The organism is Saccharothrix sp. BKS2, assembly GCF_047689505.1.
In the GTDB taxonomy this organism is placed as follows: Bacteria; Actinomycetota; Actinomycetes; order Mycobacteriales; family Pseudonocardiaceae; genus Actinosynnema; species Actinosynnema lopnurensis.
In genome coordinates this window covers 171,109-191,945 of the sequence record NZ_JAUQOL010000003.1, presented here as the reverse complement: position 1 = coordinate 191,945, position 20,837 = coordinate 171,109, and the positions used below count along the sequence as shown (strand labels likewise).

Annotated in this window: 3 protein-coding genes; all 3 read right to left on the bottom strand. The window is 75.0% G+C overall.

All coding sequences use genetic code 11. The features are described 5' to 3' along the window. Positions 1–4: 4 nt before the first annotated feature. From Q5530_RS06580 to Q5530_RS06570, 3 genes are read right to left on the bottom strand one after another with little or no spacing between them, the layout of a single operon-like run. A complete protein-coding gene (locus Q5530_RS06580) occupies positions 5–1,333 on the bottom strand; it encodes a diaminobutyrate--2-oxoglutarate transaminase (protein ID WP_415361305.1) in 1,329 nt (442 codons plus the stop codon). After that, positions 1,330–5,889, bottom strand: a complete 4,560-nt coding sequence (locus tag Q5530_RS06575) for a non-ribosomal peptide synthetase (protein WP_415361304.1) — start codon at positions 5,887–5,889, stop codon at positions 1,330–1,332. The genes Q5530_RS06580 and Q5530_RS06575 overlap by 4 nt, the downstream gene beginning before the upstream one ends. After that, complete coding sequence (locus Q5530_RS06570; RefSeq protein WP_415361303.1) at positions 5,889–20,810, bottom strand: amino acid adenylation domain-containing protein; 14,922 nt, start codon at positions 20,808–20,810, stop codon at positions 5,889–5,891. Before Q5530_RS06570 ends, Q5530_RS06575 begins: the two co-directional genes overlap by 1 nt. Between the last annotated feature and the right edge of the window lie 27 nt (positions 20,811–20,837).

The window sequence follows — 20,837 nt, the reverse complement described above, 5'->3', positions numbered from 1 at the left end:
TCCTTCATGGCTTGGCGTCTGGGGAGATCTGGTTCTCGGCGAGCGTGTGCAGGATGGCTTCGAGCACGGTCGCGCAGCCGAGGCCGAGGGTGTCGGCGTCGGCGACGAGCGGGGGCAGCAGCTTGAGCACCGCCTTGTCCCGCCCGGTCGACTCGACGATCACACCGCGCTCGAAGCACCGCGCGACCACCGCGCTCGCGGTGGCGCCACCGCCGAGCGCGGTCAGGTCGACACCGACGGCGTGGCCCTCGCAGCGGACCACGAGTCCGGGCAGGGTGTTGTCGCGCCAGAACCGGCGCAGCAGCTCCGCGCCGCGGCGCGCGGTGGTCAGGAAGTCCTCCGACCGCCACAGGTCCAGTGCCGCGGTGCCCGCGACGAAGGCCAACTGGTTGCCGCGGAACGTGCCGGGGTGGTCACCCGGTTCCCAGGAGTCCATGCCCCCGCGGATGAGCAGCAGCGACATCGGCAGGCCGAGACCGCTGATCGACTTCGACATCGTGATCAGGTCCGGTACGACCCCGGACCTCTCGAACGAGAAGAACCCGCCGGTCCGGCCGCAGCCCGCCTGGATGTCGTCGACGATCAGGACGATCCCGTGCGCGTCGCAGAGCGAGCGCAGCGAGCGCAGCGCGGCGTCGGGGATGCGGAAGACGCCGCCCTCCATCTGGACGACCTCCAGGATCACCGCCGCGGGCGGCTCGACGCCCGAGAGGTCGTCGGTGAGCAGCTGTTCGAGCAGGGCCGTGGTCGCGAACCCGCCGCGGGGCCCGACCGGGAACGGCAGGAAGGTGACCTCGTCGAGGGCCACCCCGGCGGTCCGGCGCAGCCGCAGGTCCGACGTCGCGGCGAGGCTGCCCCGGCTGACCCCGTGGTACGACCCGGAGAACGCGATGACCTTGGACCGGCCGGTGTGCTTGCGCGCCAGCTTCAGCGCCGCCTCCACCGCGTCGGTCCCGGTGCCGCCGCAGAACTGGATCCGGTGGTCCATCCCGCGCGGCTCCAGGATCTCCCGGCCGAAGCGGTCCAGGAACTCGCGCTTGGCCGGGGTGTGGCAGTCGAGCGCGTGGACCAGCCCGTCGCCGCCGAGGTAGTCCACGACCCGCCGCTTGATGTGCGGGTGGTTGTGGCCGTAGTTGAGGGCGCCCGCGCCCGAGAAGAAGTCGACGTACTCGGTGCCGTCCTCGCCGACCACCGTCGTCCCCCTGGCCGAGGCGAGCACGGCCGGGTAGGTGCGGCTGTAGGAGCGGACGGTGGACTCGCGGGCCGCGAACACCGCGGTCGGCGATCCGGCCGCGATGCCCGCCGGATCGCCCGTCGTCATCAGGTCGGTCATGAGTGGTCTCCTGTTCGGCCCCGGAGGGGGAGGACCTGCGCCCCGGTGGCCGTGGGTGCCGCCGCGACCGCGCCCAGCAGCGCCAGGTAGTCGTGGAGCAGGTGCTCGGCGGCGGTGTCGTCGAGGCGGTCGGCGTAGTAGGACAGCGCCACCCGGGGCTCCTCGTCCTCGGTGACGTCCAGGCGCAGGGAGAAGTCGGTCTGGTTGCGGGTGCCGTCGCCGTCGTCGTCCGGCCGGCCCGCGGCCTGCCGCGCCCGCAGCGCGGGGGAGACCGGGTAGTTGGCCACGACGACCACCGAGTCGAACAGCGGCCCGTCGTCGGAGCCCAGCCGCTGCAACTCGGCCGTCTCGACCGAGGCGTGCTCGGCGCCCTCGGCCCTGGCGAGCTGGAAGCGGTCGAACAGGCTGGTCAGCGATTCGTCGACGTCGACGGAGATCCGGACCGGGAGCGCGGCGATGAACACCCCCACCGCGCGCTCGATCCCGTCCGCGTCCTGGTCCCGGCCCGCCGAGACCACCCCGGTGGTGATCTCGGGCTGGTCGAGCCGGGTGGCCGCCAGCAGCGCCCAGCCCGTGCACACCAGGGTCGAGAACGTGTGGCCGTGCGCTGCCGCGCGCTCGCGCAGCACCGTGCCCGCGCCGGGGGCGAGCCTGCCGGTCAGCCTGCGGAAGCGGCTCGCGCCCAGCGCGCCCGGCGGCGCGGCCAGCCGGGACGGCAGCGCCCCGGCCAGCTGGTCGCGCCAGAAGGCCGTGTCCGCGTCGCGCTTGGCCGGGCCCTGGTCCACCCCGATCACCGGGACGGGCGGCAGGTCGGCCCGCCGGTCCTCGACGGCGGCCAGGTACAGCACCAGCAGTTCGTCGAGCAGCACCAGGTTCGACCAGCCGTCGGCCACCAGGTAGCACTGCACCTGGCCCATCCACCACGAGTCCGGGCCGCGCACCAGCCACACCCGCCACAGCGGCGGCACCGCGACGTCGACCGGGGCCGACCGCTCGTGCTCCAGCAGCGCGACCAGGTCGCCGGACACCGCGGCCGGGTCGCGGTCGCGCCAGTCCAGCTCCTCGACCGCCGGGGCGGCGCCCTCGACGACCACGCGTTCCCAGTCACCGCCGTGGCCGCGGCGGAAACCGGCGCGCAGGCTCTCGTGGCGCAGCGCGAGCTGCTCCCACGCCCGTGTGAAGCACCGCGGGTCGACCTCGAAGGGCAGCCGCAGCGTCGACTGCATCCGGTACAGGCCGGGCACCCACGAGTCCGCCAGCCGGGTCAGCATGTGCCGCTGCCCCGGGGTGACCCCGAGCGGCCCGCCGGGCGCGGGCGCCGGCTCGACCGCGGTCCCGGTGGCGGTGTCCTGGTCCAGCGCCGTCGCCAGCGCCTCGACCGTCTGGTGCGCGAACACCATCCGCGGTGTCAGCGGCAGCCCGGCCCGGCGCGCGGCGCTCGCCATCCGGATGACCTCGATCGAGTTGCCGCCGAGGGCGAAGAAGCCCGCGTCGACCGGGACCTCGGTGGTTCCCAGCACCTCCTGCCACAACCCGGCCAGCACCCGCTCGGTCGGCGTGGACGCGGGGCGCCCCGACGCGGCCTCCACCGCGGGCGCCCGCAACGCGCCCCGGTCGATCTTCCCGTTGCGGGTCAGCGGGAACGACTCCAGGCGGATGAAGGAGGCGGGCACCATGTGCGCGGGCAGCCGGGCCGCGAGCGCGCGCTTGAGCTCGTCGTCGGACCTCGTCGGGCCCGGCGGTGCGACGACGTAGGCGACCAGCGTCCTGGCCGTGTCCCGTTCGCCGTGCGCGGTCACCAGCACCGAGGCGCCGTCGAGCAGGTCGCGCAGGGCCGCCTCGACCTCCCCGGTCTCCACCCGGAAACCGTTGACCTTGACCTGGAAGTCGATCCGGCCCAGCAGCTCCAGGGTGCCGTCCGGGGTCCACCGCACGCGGTCCCCGGTGCGGTACAGCCGGGCGCCGGGCACGTCGCCGAACGGGTCGGGCACGAACCGCTCGGCGGTCAGCCGGGCGCGGTCGTGGTAGCCCCAGCCGACACCGACACCGCCGAGGTACAGCTCTCCCGCGACGCCGACGGGCACGGGGGACAGGTCGGCGTCGGTGACGTAAGCCTTCTGGTTCGCCATCGGCACGCCGTAGGGGATGCTGCGCCACTCCGGGTCGACGTGGCCCACCACGTGGATCGTGGAGTCCATGGACACCTCGGTGGCGCCGCCCATGCTCACCACCACGGCCGATCCGCGCAGGAGCGGGACGGCGCGCGGCGGCAGCGACAGCGGGATCCAGTCGCCGCCGAGCAGCACCAGCCGGATCGGCAGCCGCTGCCCGCCCCTGGTCTCGGCCTCCTCGACCAGGAGCCCGAACAGCGCGGGGACGGAGTGCCACACCGTGACGCCGTGCCGGTCGACCGCGTCGAGCCAGCGGTCCGGCGACTTCTCGTCCTCCGGGGCGGGGAACACCACCGCGGCGCCCGCCGCCAGGGTCCCGAACACGTCGTAGGCGCTCATGTCGAACGCGAGCGCCGACACCCCGAACACCCGGTCCGCCGGACCGACGTCGAACCGCCGGTTGAAGTCGGTGAAGTTGTTGACCCGGCCGCGGTGGTCGAGCAGCACGCCCTTGGGCCGCCCGGTCGACCCGGACGTGTAGATCAGGTACAGCAGGTCCTCCGGGCGGACCCCGCGTTCCGGCCGCGTGCCCGGGTACGGCGACGCCTGCTCGACCTCGACCCGGGTCAGCGCGTCCGTCGCCAGGTCGGGGTCGCCGCCGATGAGGAACCGCGCGCCGGAGTCGGCCAGCACCCACCGCAGGTGCTCGGCGGGGAAGCCGCGGTCGAGCGGGACGTAGCCCGCGCCGCTCTTGGCGACGGCGAGCTGGGCGACGACCAGGTCGATGCCCCGCTCCAGGCAGGTGCCGACGCGGTCGTGGCGCCCGCAGCCCAGGTCGATCAGGGCGTGCGCGAGCCGGTTCGCCCGCTCGTCCAGTTCGCGGTAGGTGATCGAGTCGTCGCCGCAGACGACGGCCACGGCGTCGGGCCGCCGGTCCGCCCACTCCTCGAACAGCCCGTGCGCGGTCGCGTGGTCGGGGAACGCCTCCCCGGTCCGGTTCCACCCGACCACGACCTGCTCCCGCTCGGCCGGGTCGAGCAGGTCGACCGAGCCGACGGTCAGGCCCGGCTCGGCGCACAGCAGGGCCAGCGACCGCCGGTAGTGCGCGAGCAGGCGCCGCGCGGCGTCGGCGTCGAGCACCGACTCGTCGTGCTCCAGCGACACCACGACCCCGTCCGCGGTCACCGAGCAGGACAGGTCGAGCGGGAACTTCGCCGTGCCGGAGTGCACCTGGTCGGGGGTGAAGGAGAGGCCGGGCAGGTCCAGGTCGCCGGTCGTGCCCTGGTTGAACACGAACATCACGTCGAACAGCGGGCTCTCGGCCAGGGTCCGCTCGGGCGCCAGCCCCTCGACCAGCACGTCGAACGGGACCTGGTTCTCGCGCGCCCACAGCGACCGCTCGGCCACCCGGCCGAGCACGTCGGCGAGGGTGTCGGACCGCGAGAGGTCGGCGACGACCGGGGTGGCGTTCGCGAAGTAGCCGATCAGGCGCTCGGTCTGCCCGTCCCGGTTGGCCATGACGGTGCCGACGGCGAACCGGGGGGTGCCGGTGTAGCGGTGCAGCAGCACGGCGAACGCCGTGAGCGCGACGGTGAACACGGTCGTGCGGTGCGCGTCGGCGGTGCGCTGGAGGTCGCGCGCCAGGTCGACGCCCCACCGGCGGTACACGCGGCTGCCCCGCCGCGCGCCGGCGCCGTCCCCGCCCGCGAACAGCGCCAGCGGCTCGGTCCCGCTCATCCGCTCGCGCCAGCGTTCGACGAGTTCGTCGTGGTCCGCCGGTTCGCGCTCGCGCTGGTGGGCGGCGAAGTCGGCGTAGTCGATCGCGAGTTCGGGCAACCGGGCGGGGCGCCCCGACCGCTCCGCGTCGTACAGCTCGGCCAGCTCCTCCAGCAGGATGCCCGCCGACCACGCGTCGGTCGCGATGTGGTGGACCACCAGCACCAGCAGGTGGTCGTCGGCGGCGATGCGCAGCAGCCGCCCCCGGATGACCGGGCCGGTGCCCAGGTCGAGCGGTTCAGCGGCGGCGGCGCGCGCCGCGGCGGACGCCGACTCCTCGTCCGGCAGGTCCACCACGTCGAACGCGACCGGGGCGGGCGGCTGGACGACCTGTTCCAGGTCCCCCTCCGGCCGCTGGCGGTAGACGGTGCGCAGCACGGCGTGCCGGGCCACCACACCGTCGACGGCCGCGCGCAGGGCCGCGACGTCCAGGTCTCCGCGCATCCGGACGCCGTAGGGCACGTGGTAGAGCGCCCCGCCGCCGGCGAGCGAGTCGGCGATCCAGAGCTGCTCCTGACCGCGCGAGGGCGGACAGGGGAGTGCCGGGTCGCGGGGGCGGATCGTGCGCGCCCGCGCCTTCCGCTCACCGCGGGCGAGCAGCATGTTCGCCAGCAGCTGCCGCTTGACCGAGGACAGGTCGGCGGGCGCCCCGCGATCGGTTCCCGTCATCAGCCGTTCCCCTCGTTGTCGGCGGCGAGCATGACCCGCGCCTCGTCGTCGGTCAGCTCGTCGAGCAGCGAGTGCAGCTCCAGCCGTTCGGCCTCGCTCAAGCCCGCCCACTGGAGGCTTTCGAGAGCGGCCGCCACCCCCCGCACGGTCGGGTCGTCGAACACCGCGCGCAGCGGCAGTTCGACGTCGGTGCGCGCGGCCAGCTCCGCCACCAGGCGGGTGGCGAGCAGCGAGTGACCGCCCAGCCGGAAGAAGTCGTCGAGGGTCCCGACCGGGCCGCAGTCGAGCAGTTCCCCGAAGACCGACGCCACCAGGCGCTCGACGGGGGTCTCCGGTTCGGCGTACTCCCGCCGCACCCGCTCGATCACCAGGTCGTCCCGGTTCAGCGCGCCGCGGTCGATCTTGCCGTTGGGCGTGCGCGGCAACCGGTCGACGAACACGTATCCACCCGGGACCATGTAGCGGAGCAGCCGCGCGGAGAGCTGGTCCGACAGCGCGGCCGGGTCGCGCACCGTGCCCGCCACGCAGGCGACGAGCAGCGGCTCGCCGTCGGCGGTGCGCACCGCGACGACCGCCTCGCTCACCCCGTCCACGGCGCGCAGCGCGGACTCGACCTCGCCCGCCTCGATCCGGAACCCGCGGATCTTGAGCTGGTCGTCGAACCTGCCGAGGAACTCCAGGGCGCCGTCCCCGGTGAGCCGCGCCCGGTCCCCGGTGCGGTAGAGCCGCGCGCCGGGCCGGTCGGAGTACGGGTCGGGCACGAAGCGCTCGGCGGTGGCGCGCGGGTCGCCGGCGTAACCGCGGCCGACCGCGATCCCGCCGATGACGAGTTCACCCGCCACCCCGAGGGGCAGCACCCGGCCGTCCCGGTCGACGACGTGGCTGCGCACGCCCGCGACCGGACGTCCGATCGGCACCGGCCGGTCGGTCGGCGGCGGCGTCGACAGCACGGCGAGGTGGGTGTCGTCCGAGCACTCCGCCGGGCCGTAGGCGTTGACCACGGGGATGTCGGGGAACCGGCGCAGCCACCGCGCGCACAGGCCGGGCGGCAGCTCCTCTCCCGTGGCGATCAGGTACCGGACGGAGCGGAGGTCGTCCGGCAGGGCCAGCTCCAGCAGCGCCTGGACGACACCGGGCACGAGTTGCAGCACCGTGACACCGCGGGTCCGGACCAGCTCCAGCAGGGACGCGGCGTCGCGGCTGGTGTCGTCGTCGCTCACCACCGTCGTCGCCCCGCGCAGCACCGCGACCAGCATCTGCCAGATCGAGATGTCGAACGACTGCGGCGCGGTCTGGGCCACCACGTCGGCCCGGGTCAGGTCCAGGTCGTGGGCCATCAGCTCCAGGTGGTTGAGCAGTCCCGCCTGCTCGACCTCCACGCCCTTGGGCTTACCGGTCGTCCCCGAGGTGAAGATGACGTAGGCGCGCTCCCGGGGGTTCGGCCGCCGGCCGTCCAGCGGGCGCGTCCCCGCCCCGACGCCGTCGAGCAGCACCTGCGGCCTGCCGCCCGCCAGCGCGGCCAACCGCTCCGCCCGCTCGTCGTCGGTGACGAGGACGGCATCGCCGAGCCGGTCGAGCACCGCGCTGATCCGGCGGTCCGGGAAGGCCGGGCTGACCGGGACGTAGGTCGCGCCGACCGCGCCGCAGGCGATCGCCGCCGCGATGTGCCGGACCGAGCGCCGCGCGCACACCACCACGGCGGGCTCGGCGGGCAGCTCACCCTCGGCGATCGCCGCGTCCAGGCGCTCGGCGATCCCGGCGACCAGGTCGCGCAGCTCGCGGTGGCTCCAGGTGCGGTCGCCGTCGACGACGGCGGGCGCGTCCGGGGTGAGTGCCGCCCGCAGTTCCAGCGCCGCGGCGGGCGTGGGGGAGGTGAACGGCTCCGGGCCCGTGCCCAGCGCGGCCTGCGCGGCCAGTTCCGCGGGCGGGCGCAGTTCGAGGTCGGCCAGCGCCAGCCCCGGGGCCTCGGCGATGTGAGCCAGCAGGGTCTCGAAGTGGTCGAGCAGCCGCTCGCCGGTCACCGCGTCGAACAGGTCGGCGTTGAGCTCCAGCGTCGCGTGCAGCCCGGACGGCTCCTCCGCCAGGTCCAGGCTGAGGTCGAACTTGGCGGTGCCGGTCGAGGCGTACTGGTGCTCCAGCGTGACCTCGCCCAGGTCGATCTCCGACACCGGCGCGTTGTGCAGCACGAACATGACCTGGAACAGCGGGTTCCGGCTGAGGTCCCGGTCCGGTTGCAGCGCCTCGATCACCCGGTCGAACGGGACGTCCTGGTTGGCGAACGCGGCGAGCGCGTTGGCCCGGACCCGGTCGAGGAGCTGGACGAAGGTGTCCGAGCCGGAGAGCCGGTTGCGGCAGACGATGGTGTTCACGAAGAACCCGACCACGTCCTCGGTCTCGACGACCGACCGCGTGGAGACCGGGACGCCGACCGCGATGTCCGCCGCGCCGCTGTAGCGGTGCAGCTGGCAGTTGAACGCCGCGAGCAGCGTCATGAACAGCGTCCCGCCGTGCTCCCGGCCGACGCGCCGCACGCGCTCCACCAGCTCGCGCGGGATCGTGCGGCGGACGCTCAGCCCGCGGTTGCTCATGGTGGCCGGTCGCGGGCGCTGGTCGGGGAACTCCAGCAGCTCTGCGGGTTCGCCCAGCTCCGCGAGCCAGTGGTCCAGCTGCGCGCGGTAGTCGCCGCGCTCGAACCGGGTCCGCTGCCAGCTCGACCAGTCGGCGTACCGCACCGAGAGCGGTGCCGGCCCCGGGCCCGGCACCTGTTCGCGGCGCGCCCGGTAGAACGCGGCGAAGTCCCGGACGAGGACCTGCATCCCCCAGGCGTCGGCGACGACGTGGTGGGCGACCAGCACGAACACGTGGTCGTCGGCCGCGAGGCGGATCAGGGTCGCCCGCTCCAGCGGGGCCGCGGCGAGGTCGAACCGAACCGCCGCCGCGTCGTCGACGCGCCGCCGCCAGGTCTGCTCGACGGTGTCCGCGGGCTCCTCGCCCAGGTCCACGACGTCGAGCGGCAGGGTCACCTCGTCGGCGTCCTCGATGACCTGGCGCACCGAGCCGTCGACCAGGACCAGCCCGGTGCGCAGCACCTCGTGCCTGCGGACCAGGTCGTCCAGCGCGGCGGTCAGCGCCGCGGTGTCCAGGCTGCCGCGCAGTCGCACGGCGGTGGCGGTGTTGTAGGCGTGCGTGTCGCCTTCGAGCTGGTTGAGGATCCAGAGCCGTTCCTGGCCGTAGGACGCGGGCAGCACCGCACCCGTCGGCTGCCGGGTGATCGGGTCCGCGACCTCGGCGCGTGCGGCGAGGCCGTCGAGGTGCGCGGCGAGCCCGCGGACGGTCTGCTGCTCGAACAGCGCGCGCAGGCCCAGCTCCACGCCGAGCGCGCGCCCGATGCGGGACACGACCCGGGTCGCCACCAGCGAGTGCCCGCCCAGGCCGAAGAAGTTGTCCTCCGGCAGCACCCTGGTGACGCCGAGGACCTCCCGCCAGATCCCGGCGACCAGCTCCTCGGTCGCGGACAGCGCCGGGAGCGGTTCGCCGCCCGACGCCGGCGTCGCCGACGGCTCGGGCAGCGCGGCGCGGTCGATCTTGCGGTTGGGCGTCAGCGGGAACGACGCCAGCGCGACCACGTGCGCGGGCACCATGTGCTGCGGCAGCCGGGTGCGGACGAACGCCCGCAGCTCCTCGCCGGACATCCCTTCGCCGTCGTGGACCACGTAGGCGACCAGCGCGGTCTCCCCGTCCGGTCCCGGCCGGGCGACCACGAGCGCGTCCCGGACCGTCGGCGCGGCGCGCACCACGTGCAGCACCTCGTCGGTCTCCACCCGGTGACCGCGGATCTTGACCTGGTTGTCCGCCCGGCCGAGCGACAGCACGGTGCCGTCCAGCGCGTACCGGCCGCGGTCGCCGGTGCGGTAGACCCGGTCGTGCTCGTCGTCGCCGCTCGCGAAGGGGTTGCGGCCGAACCTGGCGGCGGTCAGCTCGTCGTCGCCGGCGTAGCCGAGCGCGAGGTGCGGGGAGCGGATGACGATCTCGCCCGGCTCGCCGATGCCCGCGCGGTCGCCCGCCTCGGTGACGACGAGCAGCTGGACGTCCTCCACCCCGCGGCCCAGCGGGTAGGCGGCGCCGCCGTCCTGTCCGGTCCCGCCGTCCCGTTCGGCGCCGCTGTGGTCGCCGCCCGCGTCCGGGACCACGAAGTACCCGACCGCCCGCTGCGACTCGGTCGACCCGTACAGGTTGACGCAGGTCACCGGGCCCGCCAGCCGGGTCACGGCGCGCACGTCGCGGCGGGTCAGCGCGTCACCGGTGAAGAACACGCGGCGCAGCGACGGCAGGGTCACGTCCGCCGCGGGCACCTCGTCGAGCAGCCGGGCCATCGGCGGCGTCAGGTGACCGGTCGAGACGCGCTGGTCGCGGAGCCACGCGGCCAGCCGCCGGGGGACCTCGACGTCCTCCCGGGCCGGGACGCAGATCGCCGCGCCGGTGCACAGCGGGGTGAACACCTCGCGGTGCAGCGGGTCGTGGCCGATGCCGGAGAGCAGGCTGTAGCGGTCGTCCTCGGTCAGCCCGAACGTCTCGGCCAGCCACGGGACGAAGTGCGTCAGCGACCCGTGACTGCCGCGGATCCCCTTGGGGCGGCCGGTCGATCCCGAGGTGAAGGCGATGTACGCGCAGTCCCGCGGACCCACCGCGACGGCCGGGACGGGAGCGGGTGCGTCCCGCGCGTCGGACAGGCGGGTGGGTACGGCGATCTGCGGGCGGTCGCCGAGCGCGTCCAGCACCTCGGTCGGCACCGGCCCCGCCGCGTCCAGGCACAGGAGCGCGGTCGGCTCGGCGACCGCGAGGCAGTCGACGAGCCGGGCGGCGGGGTACGCCGGGTCCAGCACGGCGAACGACGCGCCCGCGCGCATCACCGCCAGCAGCGACCAGACCAGCGCGGCGCACCGCTCACCGTGGACGGCGACGACGTCGCCCCTGCCGATGCCGTGCTCGGCGAGCACGGCCGCCAGCGCGGAGATCCCCGAGGCCAGCTCGCCGTAGCCGAGGTCCTGCCCCGGCTCGGTGATCGCGAGCCGCTGCGGTTCCCGCTCGGCCCAGTCCTCGAACCGCTCGACGACCGAGCCGAACCAGGTCGCGTCGAGGGGCGCGGTCGGGTCGGGGAGCAGGCGCTCCGCCAGCGGCGTCCGCAGCCGCAGCGAGTCGATGGGGCGCTCGCGGTCGGCCACCGCCTGGTCCAGGACGCCGATCCACTGCGCGAGCAGTTCGTCCATCGCCTCGGCGTCGAAGCGGTCGACCGCGTAGACCAGGTCGACCGACATCCGCGGCCCGTCCGGCTCCACGTAGAAGGTCAGGTCGAACTTGGCACCGAGTTCCGGGACGGCGAACGGCGCGACCGAGAGTCCGGGCAGGTCCGACCGCAGCGGTGGGATGTTGACCAGGTTGAGGTAGACCTGGAACAGCGGTGTGGTCGTCAGGTCCCGCTCGGGGGCCAGTTCGCCGACCAGCGTCTCGAACGGGACGTCCTGGTGCTCGTAGGCGTCCAGGGTGGTCGCGCGGACCCGTTCGAGCAACCCGGTGAAGGACGGGTTGCCGGACAGGTCGGCGCGCAGGACCAGGGAGTTGACGAAGAAGCCGATCAGCTCGGCCACCTCGTGCCGCTGCCGCCCGGCGACCGGCACACCGATCGCGAAGTCCCGCTGTCCCGCCAGCCTGCCCAGGGTCACCTGGAGGGCCGCGGCCAGCACCATGAACGGGGTCGCCCCCGACTCCACGGCCAACCGCTCGATGCCGGACCGCAGCGGCGCGTCGATGATCGCCCTGCGGCGGTTGCCGTGCGCGGCAGCGGGTTCGGCGCCGCGCCGCGACCCGGGCAGCCCCAGCGGGGGGAGGTCGGCGAGCTGGTCCCGCCAGTACGCCACCGAACCGTCGAGCGCGCCCGTGCCCAGCTGGTGGCGCTGCCACCCGGAGAACTGCGCGTAGGTCACCGGCAGCGGCGGCAGGGGCTCGGCGGGCGGCTCGCCCACCTCTTCGGCGTAGTGGTGCGCCAGGTCGCGCTTGAGGATCTCCAGCGACCAGCCGTCGCCGACGATGTGGTGCAGGGTCATCACCAGCACCGCGTCGTCGCGGTCGAGGTCGAGGAGCCGCAGGCGCAGCAGCGGGCCCGCGGCGAGGTCGACCGGTGTGGTCGCGTCGCGCGCCACCAGCTCGTGCGCCTCGGCGACGCGCTCCTCGGGGGTCGCCCCGGCCGGCGTCTCGCGCGGCAGCGCGATGTCGACGTGGTCGAGGACGCGCTGCGACAGCTCGCCGTCCTCGTCGACCACCACCGTGCGCAGGGCGGCGTGCCGCTCGACCAGGCGGGCCACCGCGCGGCGCAGGCCGTCCTCGTCGAGCGCCCCGGTGAGCCGGATCGCGCCCGCCAGGTGGTAGCGGCCGTGCAGGGCGTCCTGCCCCGCCCCCCGGTCCAGCTCCTCCAGGATCCACAGCCGCTCCTGCATCACCGAGAGCGGGGCGGACCGCCCGTCGCCCCCGTGCGCCGCGATCCCGCCGGTGGCTTCCCGGAGCGCCCCGCCGGTGGTCAGCGCGGCGTAGTCGCGCAGGACGGGAGCCTCGAACAGCGTGCGGAGCGGGACGTCGCGGCCCAGCTCGGCGGACATCCTGGCGGTGACCACCGTCGCGAGCAGGGAATGCCCGCCGAGGGCGAAGAAGTTGTCGGCGCCGCCGACCGCGTCCACGTCGAGGACGTCGGCCCAGACCCGGGCGACCGCCCGCTCCGCCGCCGACTCCAGCGGCAGCGGCGCGGTGTCCACGAAGTCGTTGCGGCGAGGGCGCGCCAGCCTGCTCGCGTCGAGCTTGCCGTTGGGCAGCCGGGGCAGCTCCGACTGGACGACGAAGGCCGCGGGGACCATGTAGGAGGGCAGCGCCTCGGCGCAGAGCCGCTCCAGCTCGTCCGCCGTCGGCACCGGGTCGCGGGCCTCGACGTAGGCGACCAGCACGGCGTCCACCCGCCGGGCCGAGGCGTCGGTGACCCCGTCCACCGCCAGCAGGACCGCCTCGATCTCCTCCGGCTCCACCCGGTAGCCGCGCAGCTTGAGCTGGTTGTCCTGGCGGCCGCAGTACTCCACGACCCCGTCGGCGCGCACCCGGACCAGGTCGCCGGTGCGGTACATCCGGGCGCCGGGGACGTCGGAGAACGGGTCGGGCAGGTAGCGCTGCGCGGTCAGCGCGGGGCGGTCGTGGTAGCCGATGCCCACCCCGGCGCCCGCGACGTACACCTCGCCGATGGCGCCGGTCACCGCCGGCCGCAGGTCGGCGTCGAGGACGCGGACGTCCCCGCCGGGCAGGACCCGGCCGAGCGAGATCGGCTGCCCGGCCACGCACTCGTCGACCGTGATCATGATCGTGCACTCGGTCGGGCCGTAGCCGTTGAGGAAGCGGCGACCGGGCTGCCAGCGGGCGACCTGGTCGGCGCGGCAGGGCTCACCGGCCGACACCAGGGTGGCGAGCCGGGGCAGCGGGCGGTCGGGCAGCGAGGCGATCACCGACGGCGGCAGCAGGCAGACGGTGATGTCGCGGGTGACGAGTGCGTCGGCCAGCGCGGCGCCGACCAGCGCGTGCCTGCGGGCGATGAGGCAGAGCGTCGCGCCCGAGGCGAGGGTGCTGAAGATCTCCCACACCGAGCCGTCGAAGCTCATGCTGGCGAACTGGAGCAGCCGGGTCCGGTCGTCGATGCCGAAGCACCGGGCGTGGACCCCGGCGCTGGTGGCCAGGTTCCGGTGCGAGACCAGCGCGCCCTTGGGCCTGCCGGTGGACCCGGAGGTGTACATCAGGTAGGCGGCGGCGTCCGGTTCGACCGGCGGCAGCGGGTCGTCCAGCGGCGGCTGGTCGAGGGCGCGCCGCACCGTCTCCGCGGTCAGCACGGTGCGCGCGCCGGAGTCGACGCGCATGAAGGTCCGGCGCTCGGCCGGGTAGTCGGGGTCCACCGGCACGTACGCCGCCCCGCACCGCTGCACCGCCAGCACCGCGACGACCGCCTCGACCGAGGACGCGATCTCCACCGCCACCACGTCGCCCCGGCCGGTGCCGTACTCCCGCGATACCACCCTGGCGACCTGCTCGACCTGGCGGCGCAGCTCGCCGTAGGTCACCGCGCGGTCGTCGTCCTCGACCGCGATCGCGTCGGGCGCACCCGCGGTGACCTGCTCGAACCGCGACCAGAACGTGTCCGGCACCTCCGCCGGGGCGACCTCGGTCGGCCAGTGGTCGAGGGTCGCGTGCGCCCCCGGTACGGCGATCAGGTCGTCCGGGCGGCGGGCCAGCGCCCGCGACGTCTCGCCGAAGGTGCGGGAGATCTGCCGCGCCGTCGCGGGGGTGAACAGGTCGCTGTTGTACTCCAGCCACCCGGTCAGCGGGCCGCCGTCGTCGGTGATCTCGAAGGTCAGGTCGGTCTTCGCCGACCCGGCGAACAGCGCGCCGGTCTCGACCCGCAGGCCCGCCAGGTCGGGCGAGGGCAGCCCGCCGCTGTGCACGTCCAGGATCACCTGGAAGACCGGGCTCCGGCTCGGGTCGCGGTCCTGGACCACGGCCTCGACGACGGCGGAGAACGGCACCCACCGCCACGCCATCGCCTCCACCGTGGACGCGCGCACCCGGTCGAGCAGGGCCGTCGCGGTGTCCCCTGGGGAGACCTCCAGGCACAGCGGGACGGTGTTGACGTAGAAGCCCACCGCGTCGTCGTGCGTGCCGTCGGCGGGGCGGTTGGCGTCGGGCAGCCCGATGACCACGCGGTCCTGCCCGGACAGCCGGGAGAGCGTCGAGGCCAGGCACGCCGCGAGCGCCATGAACACCGTGGCCCGCTGCCGGCCCGCCACCTCCCGGAGCAGGGCCGAGTCCTCGGCGCTCAGCGCCAGCGGGACGCGGGCGCCGCGAAAGGTCTGGATGGCGGGCCTCGGCCGGTCGACCGGCAGTTCCAGGCCGTGCGGTGCGTCGGCGAGGTGCCGCTGCCAGAAGGCCAGCCCCCGGCGCCCGGCCTCGGACCCCAGCAGGGCGCTCTCCTCGCGCGCCCACCGGAAGTAGTCGGCGGCCGGCGCGGGCAGGTCGGCGGTCCCGCCGGTGACCCGGGCGCGGTACAGCTCGCCCAGTTCGGTCGCGACGACCGCCAGCGAGCGGCCGTCGAACACGATGTGGTGCACGCTCAGCAGCAGCGCGTGCTCGTCGGGCCCGAACTCGACCAGGGCCGCCCGCAGCAGCGGCGGCCCGTCCAGCGCGAAGGTCCGCCCCGCGTACCCGGCGGCGAGGTCGGCGAGCGCGGGCTCGCGCCCGGCGGGCGGCACGTGGGTGCGGTCGACGACCTCGAACGGGCAGCCCGCCCCGGCGACGACGAACGGAACCGGCCGACCGGCCTCGTCCCGGAAGCCGGTGCGGAGCGCGGGGTGCCGGGCCACCACGTCGTCGAGGGCACCGCGCAGCGCGTCGCGGTCCAGCTCGCCGTACACCCGCAGCACACCGGACACCAGGTACGCGCCCGCGTCCTGCGCGAGCCGGTCGAGGAACCACAGCCGCCGCTGGCCCAGCGACAGGTGCGGCTCGACGGGTGCCGCCGCGGGCGTGGCCCCGACAGCCCCCGACCGCTCGGCCGCGAGCAGTTCGTCGACCCGGGCCGCCTGCGCGCGCACCGTGACCGCCTCGAAGAACATCCGCAGCGGCGGCGCGACGCCGAACTCGGCGCGCACGCGGGTGTTGAGGGCCGCGACCCGCAGCGAGTGCCCGCCGAGGGAGAAGAACTCGTCGTCCGGTCCGACGCCGTCCACGTCGAGGACCGCGCGCCAGATCGCGGTGAGCCGCTGCTCGGTCGGCGACAGGTCGGCCACCTCGGACGACGCCGCGGCCGACCTGGCCAGCGCCCGCAGCGCGGCCGCGTCCACCTTGCCGTTCGCGGTGAGCGGCACCCGGTCGAGCACCAGGAGCCTGCTCGGCACCATGTAGCTCGGCAGCTCGCGGTGCAGCCAGTCGCGCAGGTCCTCGACCTCGACCTGGCCGGTGACCGCGCCGATCAGCTCGGTCTCACCCGCCTCGCGGGTCACCACGGCGGCGGCCTCGACCACGGCCGGGTGCCTGCGCAGGGCCACGTCCAGCTCGCCGAGTTCGATCCGGTAGCCCCGCACCTTGACCTGCTGGTCCGCCCGCCCGACGTAGCGCAGCTCGCCGTCGCCGGCGCGGCGCACCAGGTCGCCCGTGGCGTAGAGCCGCCTGCCCGGCTCGGTCGTGAAGGGGTCGGGGACGAACCGCTGCGCGGTCGTCCTGGCCGCGGAGGCGTAACCGCGCCCGACGCCCACGCCGCCGATGTACGCCTCGCCGACGACGCCGTCCGGGACCGGTTGCCACGCCGCGTCGAGCACGTGCACGACGGCGTCGGTCATGTCCCGGCCGACCGGGATGTCGCTGGCCAGCCGCGGCCGACCGGCGGTGGGCCGCAGCAGGGCGAAGGTGGAGCACACCGTCGCCTCGGTGGTGCCCCAGCGGTTGAACAGGTCGACGTGCCCGCGGTCGGCGGCGAACCACGACGCGAGCTTGTCCGGGTGCAGCGCCTCGCCCGCGATGAGCACGGTGCGCAGGGTCGGGGGCACGGTGGCCCCGCCGTCGAGCGCGCTGACCAGCACGTGGAAGAAGGCGGTCGGGAGGTCGACGAGCGTGAGCCGCTGCTCGCCGCACCAGGCGAGGAACCGCTCCGCGGACTCCACCACGGCCTTGTCCCGCAGCACGAGCGCGGCGCCCGCGCTCCAGGTCGCGAAGATCTCCTCGATGCAGGCGTCGAAGGTCAGCGGCGCGAACTGGAGCACCCGGTCACCGGGGCCGATCGCCACGACGTCGCGGAACGACAGCACGAAGCTCACCAGCGACCGGTGCTCGACCTGCGCGCCCTTGGGCCGCCCGGTCGAGCCCGAGGTGAAGATGACGTACGCCAGGTTGCTCCCGCCGACGGCGGTCTCCGGCCTGCCGTCCGGGTGCGCCTCGGTGCCCGGCTCGTCGAACCGGACCACCGCGCCCAGGCCGGCGGCCAGCTCGGCGGTCTCGGCGACGCAGACCACCCGGGCGCACCTCGCGTCGTCGACCATGTCCGCCAGGCGGGCCCGGGGCAGGTCCGGGTCGAGCGGCACGAACGCGGCCCCGGCCTTCAGGACGGCCAGCATCGCGATCACGAGTTCGGGCGAGCGCGGCAGGCACAGCCCGACGGTGTCCTCCGGCCCGATGCCCCGGCCGCGCAGCGCGTGGCCGAACCGGTTCGCCGCGCGGTCGACCTCGGCGTAGGACAGCTCCAGGTCGCCCGCCACGATCGCGACCGCGTCCGGCGCCCGCTCGACGCTCTCCTGGAACAGGTCGACGACCGAGGTGACGCCCGCCTGGACCCTGGCGGGCACGTCGGCGCGACCCAGGGAGTCGGCCGCCCCGGTCAGGCGCAGCGCGGAGACCGGTGCCGCCAACCGCGGCGCGACCTGGCCGAGCAGGTCCAGGTACTGCTCCGCCAACCGGTCGGCGAAACCCGCGGGGAAGCGATCGGCGCGGACCAGCATGTGCGCCAGCAGGCCGTCGCCCGCGGGCACCACGTGCAGCGTGATGTCGAACTGGGTGGCGGGCAGCTCGCGGACCGGGAACGGCTCCAGGGCGAGGTCGCCGAACGCGGCGCTCGGGGCGCCGGTCCCGAACACCACGGACGCGACGTCCTCGGCGAACGCCCTGTGCGAACGCTCGTGGACCACGGCCGCGTTGATCACGGGCGCGCCGTTCGTCCTGGCGCGCAGCACCTCGACCAGCCTGCGGTACGGGAAGTGCTGGTGGCCGAGGGAGTCGCGCACCTGCTGCCCGGTGCGGGAGATCAGCTCGCCGACCGTCGTGGGCGAGACCAGGTCGGCGCGGACGGGGATGACGTTGGACAGGTACCCGAGCGTGTTGCGGAACCGCGCCCCCGGGCGACCGGTCGTCGTCGTCCCCACCACGAACTCGGCGTCGCCGCTGTGCGCGCCGATCAGCCGCTGGAAGACGGCCATCAGGACCGAGAACTGCGTCGTGCCGCACTCGTCGGCGACCCGGTCCAGCTCGGCGACCACCCGCGCGGGCACCGGGACCCGGGTGCTCGCGATGCGGCTCTCCGGCTCGGCGCCCTCCTGGTACGGCAGGTTCGGCGCGCGCACGTCGCCGGACAACAGGTCCAGCCAGTAGCGCTCGTCCCGCTGCCAACGCGGGGATCGCTCGTACTCCTGCTGCCAGCGGACGAACTCGGGGTGGCCGACCGCGGGCGGCAGGTGCGGGTCGCGCCCGCGCACCAGGTGCCCGTAGAGCGCGGCCAGCTCGTCGAGCAGGGTCACCACCGACCAGAAGTCGGTGATCAGGTGGTGCTGGGCCAGCACCAGCACCGGGGACCCGACCCCCGTGACCAGCGTCGCTCGGGCGACCTCGCCGCGCTCGACGTCGAGGGGGGTGAGCGCGCGGTCGTCCACCCGCGCGCGCAGCTCCGCCTCCGACGCGCCCGCCAGGTCGACGGTCTCCAGCTCGAACCGCCGGTCGGGGTCGGCCCGCTGCCAGTGGCCGGTGCCGTCGGTGCCGAAGCGGGTGGTCAGGATGGGGTGTCGGGTGCCGAGCAGCCGCACCGCCCCGGCCAGCGCGACGACGTCCAGCGGGTCGGCCAGGCGCACGGCGAGCGAGACGTTCTGCCGGGAGCCCGAGGTCTCCATCTCCCGCATGAGCAGCAGCGACTGCTGGCCCGCCGACAGCGGCACCGCACCCCGGTCCGCGTACTCCGGGTCCGCGTCCTCGGGTTCCGGGTGCCCCGGCTCAGGGTGCCCGGGTTCCGGGTGCGCCGACCCGGCGTCGGGCGCGGGGGCGGCGCGCAGGCGGGCGTCGATCTCGACGGCGAGGTCGCGCAGGCTCGACGGGCGCAGCAGCACCGCGAGGTCCACGTCGACGCCGAGGCGTTCCTCCAGGGTGAAGGCGAGTTCGACGGCGGCCAGGGAGTCCAGGTCCAGCTCGGACACCAGCACGGCGTCCTGCCTGCCGGCGGCGAGGCCCCGCACGAGCGCGTCGATCCGCTGCTCGTCCGGCAGCGCCAGCAGTTCGGCGCGGGAGGGGAGGGACTGCCCCGGCAGCTGCGGCGCGGCGGCGGCACCGCGGCGGCGGTAGCGCTCGCCGTCGACCGGACCCGACCGGTAGGCCGCCTGGCAGGCCAGGCGCTGGACCTTCCCGCTGGAGGTCTTCGGCAGGCTCCGGGGCGCCAGCAGCACGACGTCGACGAGCGAGACACCGTGCTCACCGGACACCGCCGAGGCGATCGCCTCGGCGACCTCCGGCAGCTCGTCGTCCGCCGTGCCCGCGGTGACCTCCTGGAGGAGCACGCACTGCTCGCCGTCGGGGGTCTCGACGGAGAACACCGCGCCGCAGCCGGGACGGGCCCGGCGCGAGGCGCGGACCGCGCTCTCCTCCAGGTCGTGCGGGTACAGGTTGCGGCCGCGGACGACCACCAGCTCCTTGACCCGCCCGGTGACGTAGAGGTGTCCGTCGTGGACGAACCCGAGGTCACCGGTGCGCAGGTAGGGCTTGGGGTCGCCGGGCAGCCGGGCGCCGAACACCGCGGCCGTCGCGTCCGGGTCGTCCCAGTACCCGGCGGCGACGGACGGACCGCTGACCCACAGCTCGCCGACCCCGCCGTCCCGGACCGGCGTGCCGGTCCGGCCGTCCACGACGGCCACCTCGTGCCCGGACGCGATGTTCCCCGAGGACACGACGTGGTCGCCGTCCGCGCGCGGCACGACGGCGCGCCGCTCCAGCTCACGCCGGTCCACCCGCAGGCTCCGGGCGCCGCGCCCGCGCCCGCTGCCCGCCACGAACAGCGTCGCCTCGGCGAGGCCGTAGCACGGCAGGAGCGCGGACGGGTCGAAGCCGCTGACCGCGAACGCCTCGGTGAACCGGGCCAGCGTCCGGTGCCGCACCGGCTCGGCGCCGCAGAACGCCACCCGCCACCCCGACAGGTCCAGCGCCGCCCGCTCGGCCTCGGTGCTCTTGCCGACGCACAGGTCGTAGGCGAAGTTGGGGCCACCGCTGACCGACCCCCCGCGCGCCGCGATCGTCTCCAGCCAGCGCATCGGCCGCCGCATGAACTCCAGCGGCGACATCAGGATCGTCGAGACGCCGCTGAGCAGCGGTTGCAGCACGCCGCCCAGCAGGCCCATGTCGTGGTAGAAGGGCAGCCAGGAGACGTTGACCTCGTGGCCGTCGAGGCCGAAGTCGCGCGCGATCGCGCGGCCGTTGGACAGCAGGTTGCCGTGGGTCACCACGACCCCGCGCGGCGTGCCGGTGGAACCCGAGGTGTACTGCAACAGGGCCACGGAGTCCCGGTCGAGCGCGGGCGGTCGCCACCCGTCGTCGGCGGTGAGGACCGCGTCCTCCGTGACCAGCCACGGCAGCGCGCCCAGCTCGCCGGCCTGGTCGAACAGCGCGTCGGCGAACCCGTGCAGCAGCCGGGTGGAGAGCACGATCGCGGCGTTCGAGCCGCGCGCGATCGCACGCAGCCTGGGCAGCGTCCGGTCCAGCCGGGCGGGGTCGGGCGGGTAGACCGGAACCGCGACCATGCCCGCGTACAACGTCCCGAGGAACCCGGTGACGAAGTGCTCACCGGGCGGGTAGAGCAGCAGCACCCGCGTCCCCGGCCGGGCCCGCTGCGCCAGCGCGGCCGCCACCGCCCGCGCACGCCGGTCGAGCTCGCGGATCGTGAGCGTCGAGCCCGTCCCGTCCCCGTCGGCGAGGAACTCGTAGGTCACCTCGTCGCCGCGATCCGCCACGGTGCGGCCGATGGCTTCCACGGCGGATTCGGTGGCGTCCAGGCGCGTGGCGGAGAACTCCGCCGGAGTTGAACGGATCTCATCCCCAGTTGTGCTCATTATTTCGAGCCTCGCACGACGCTCTGT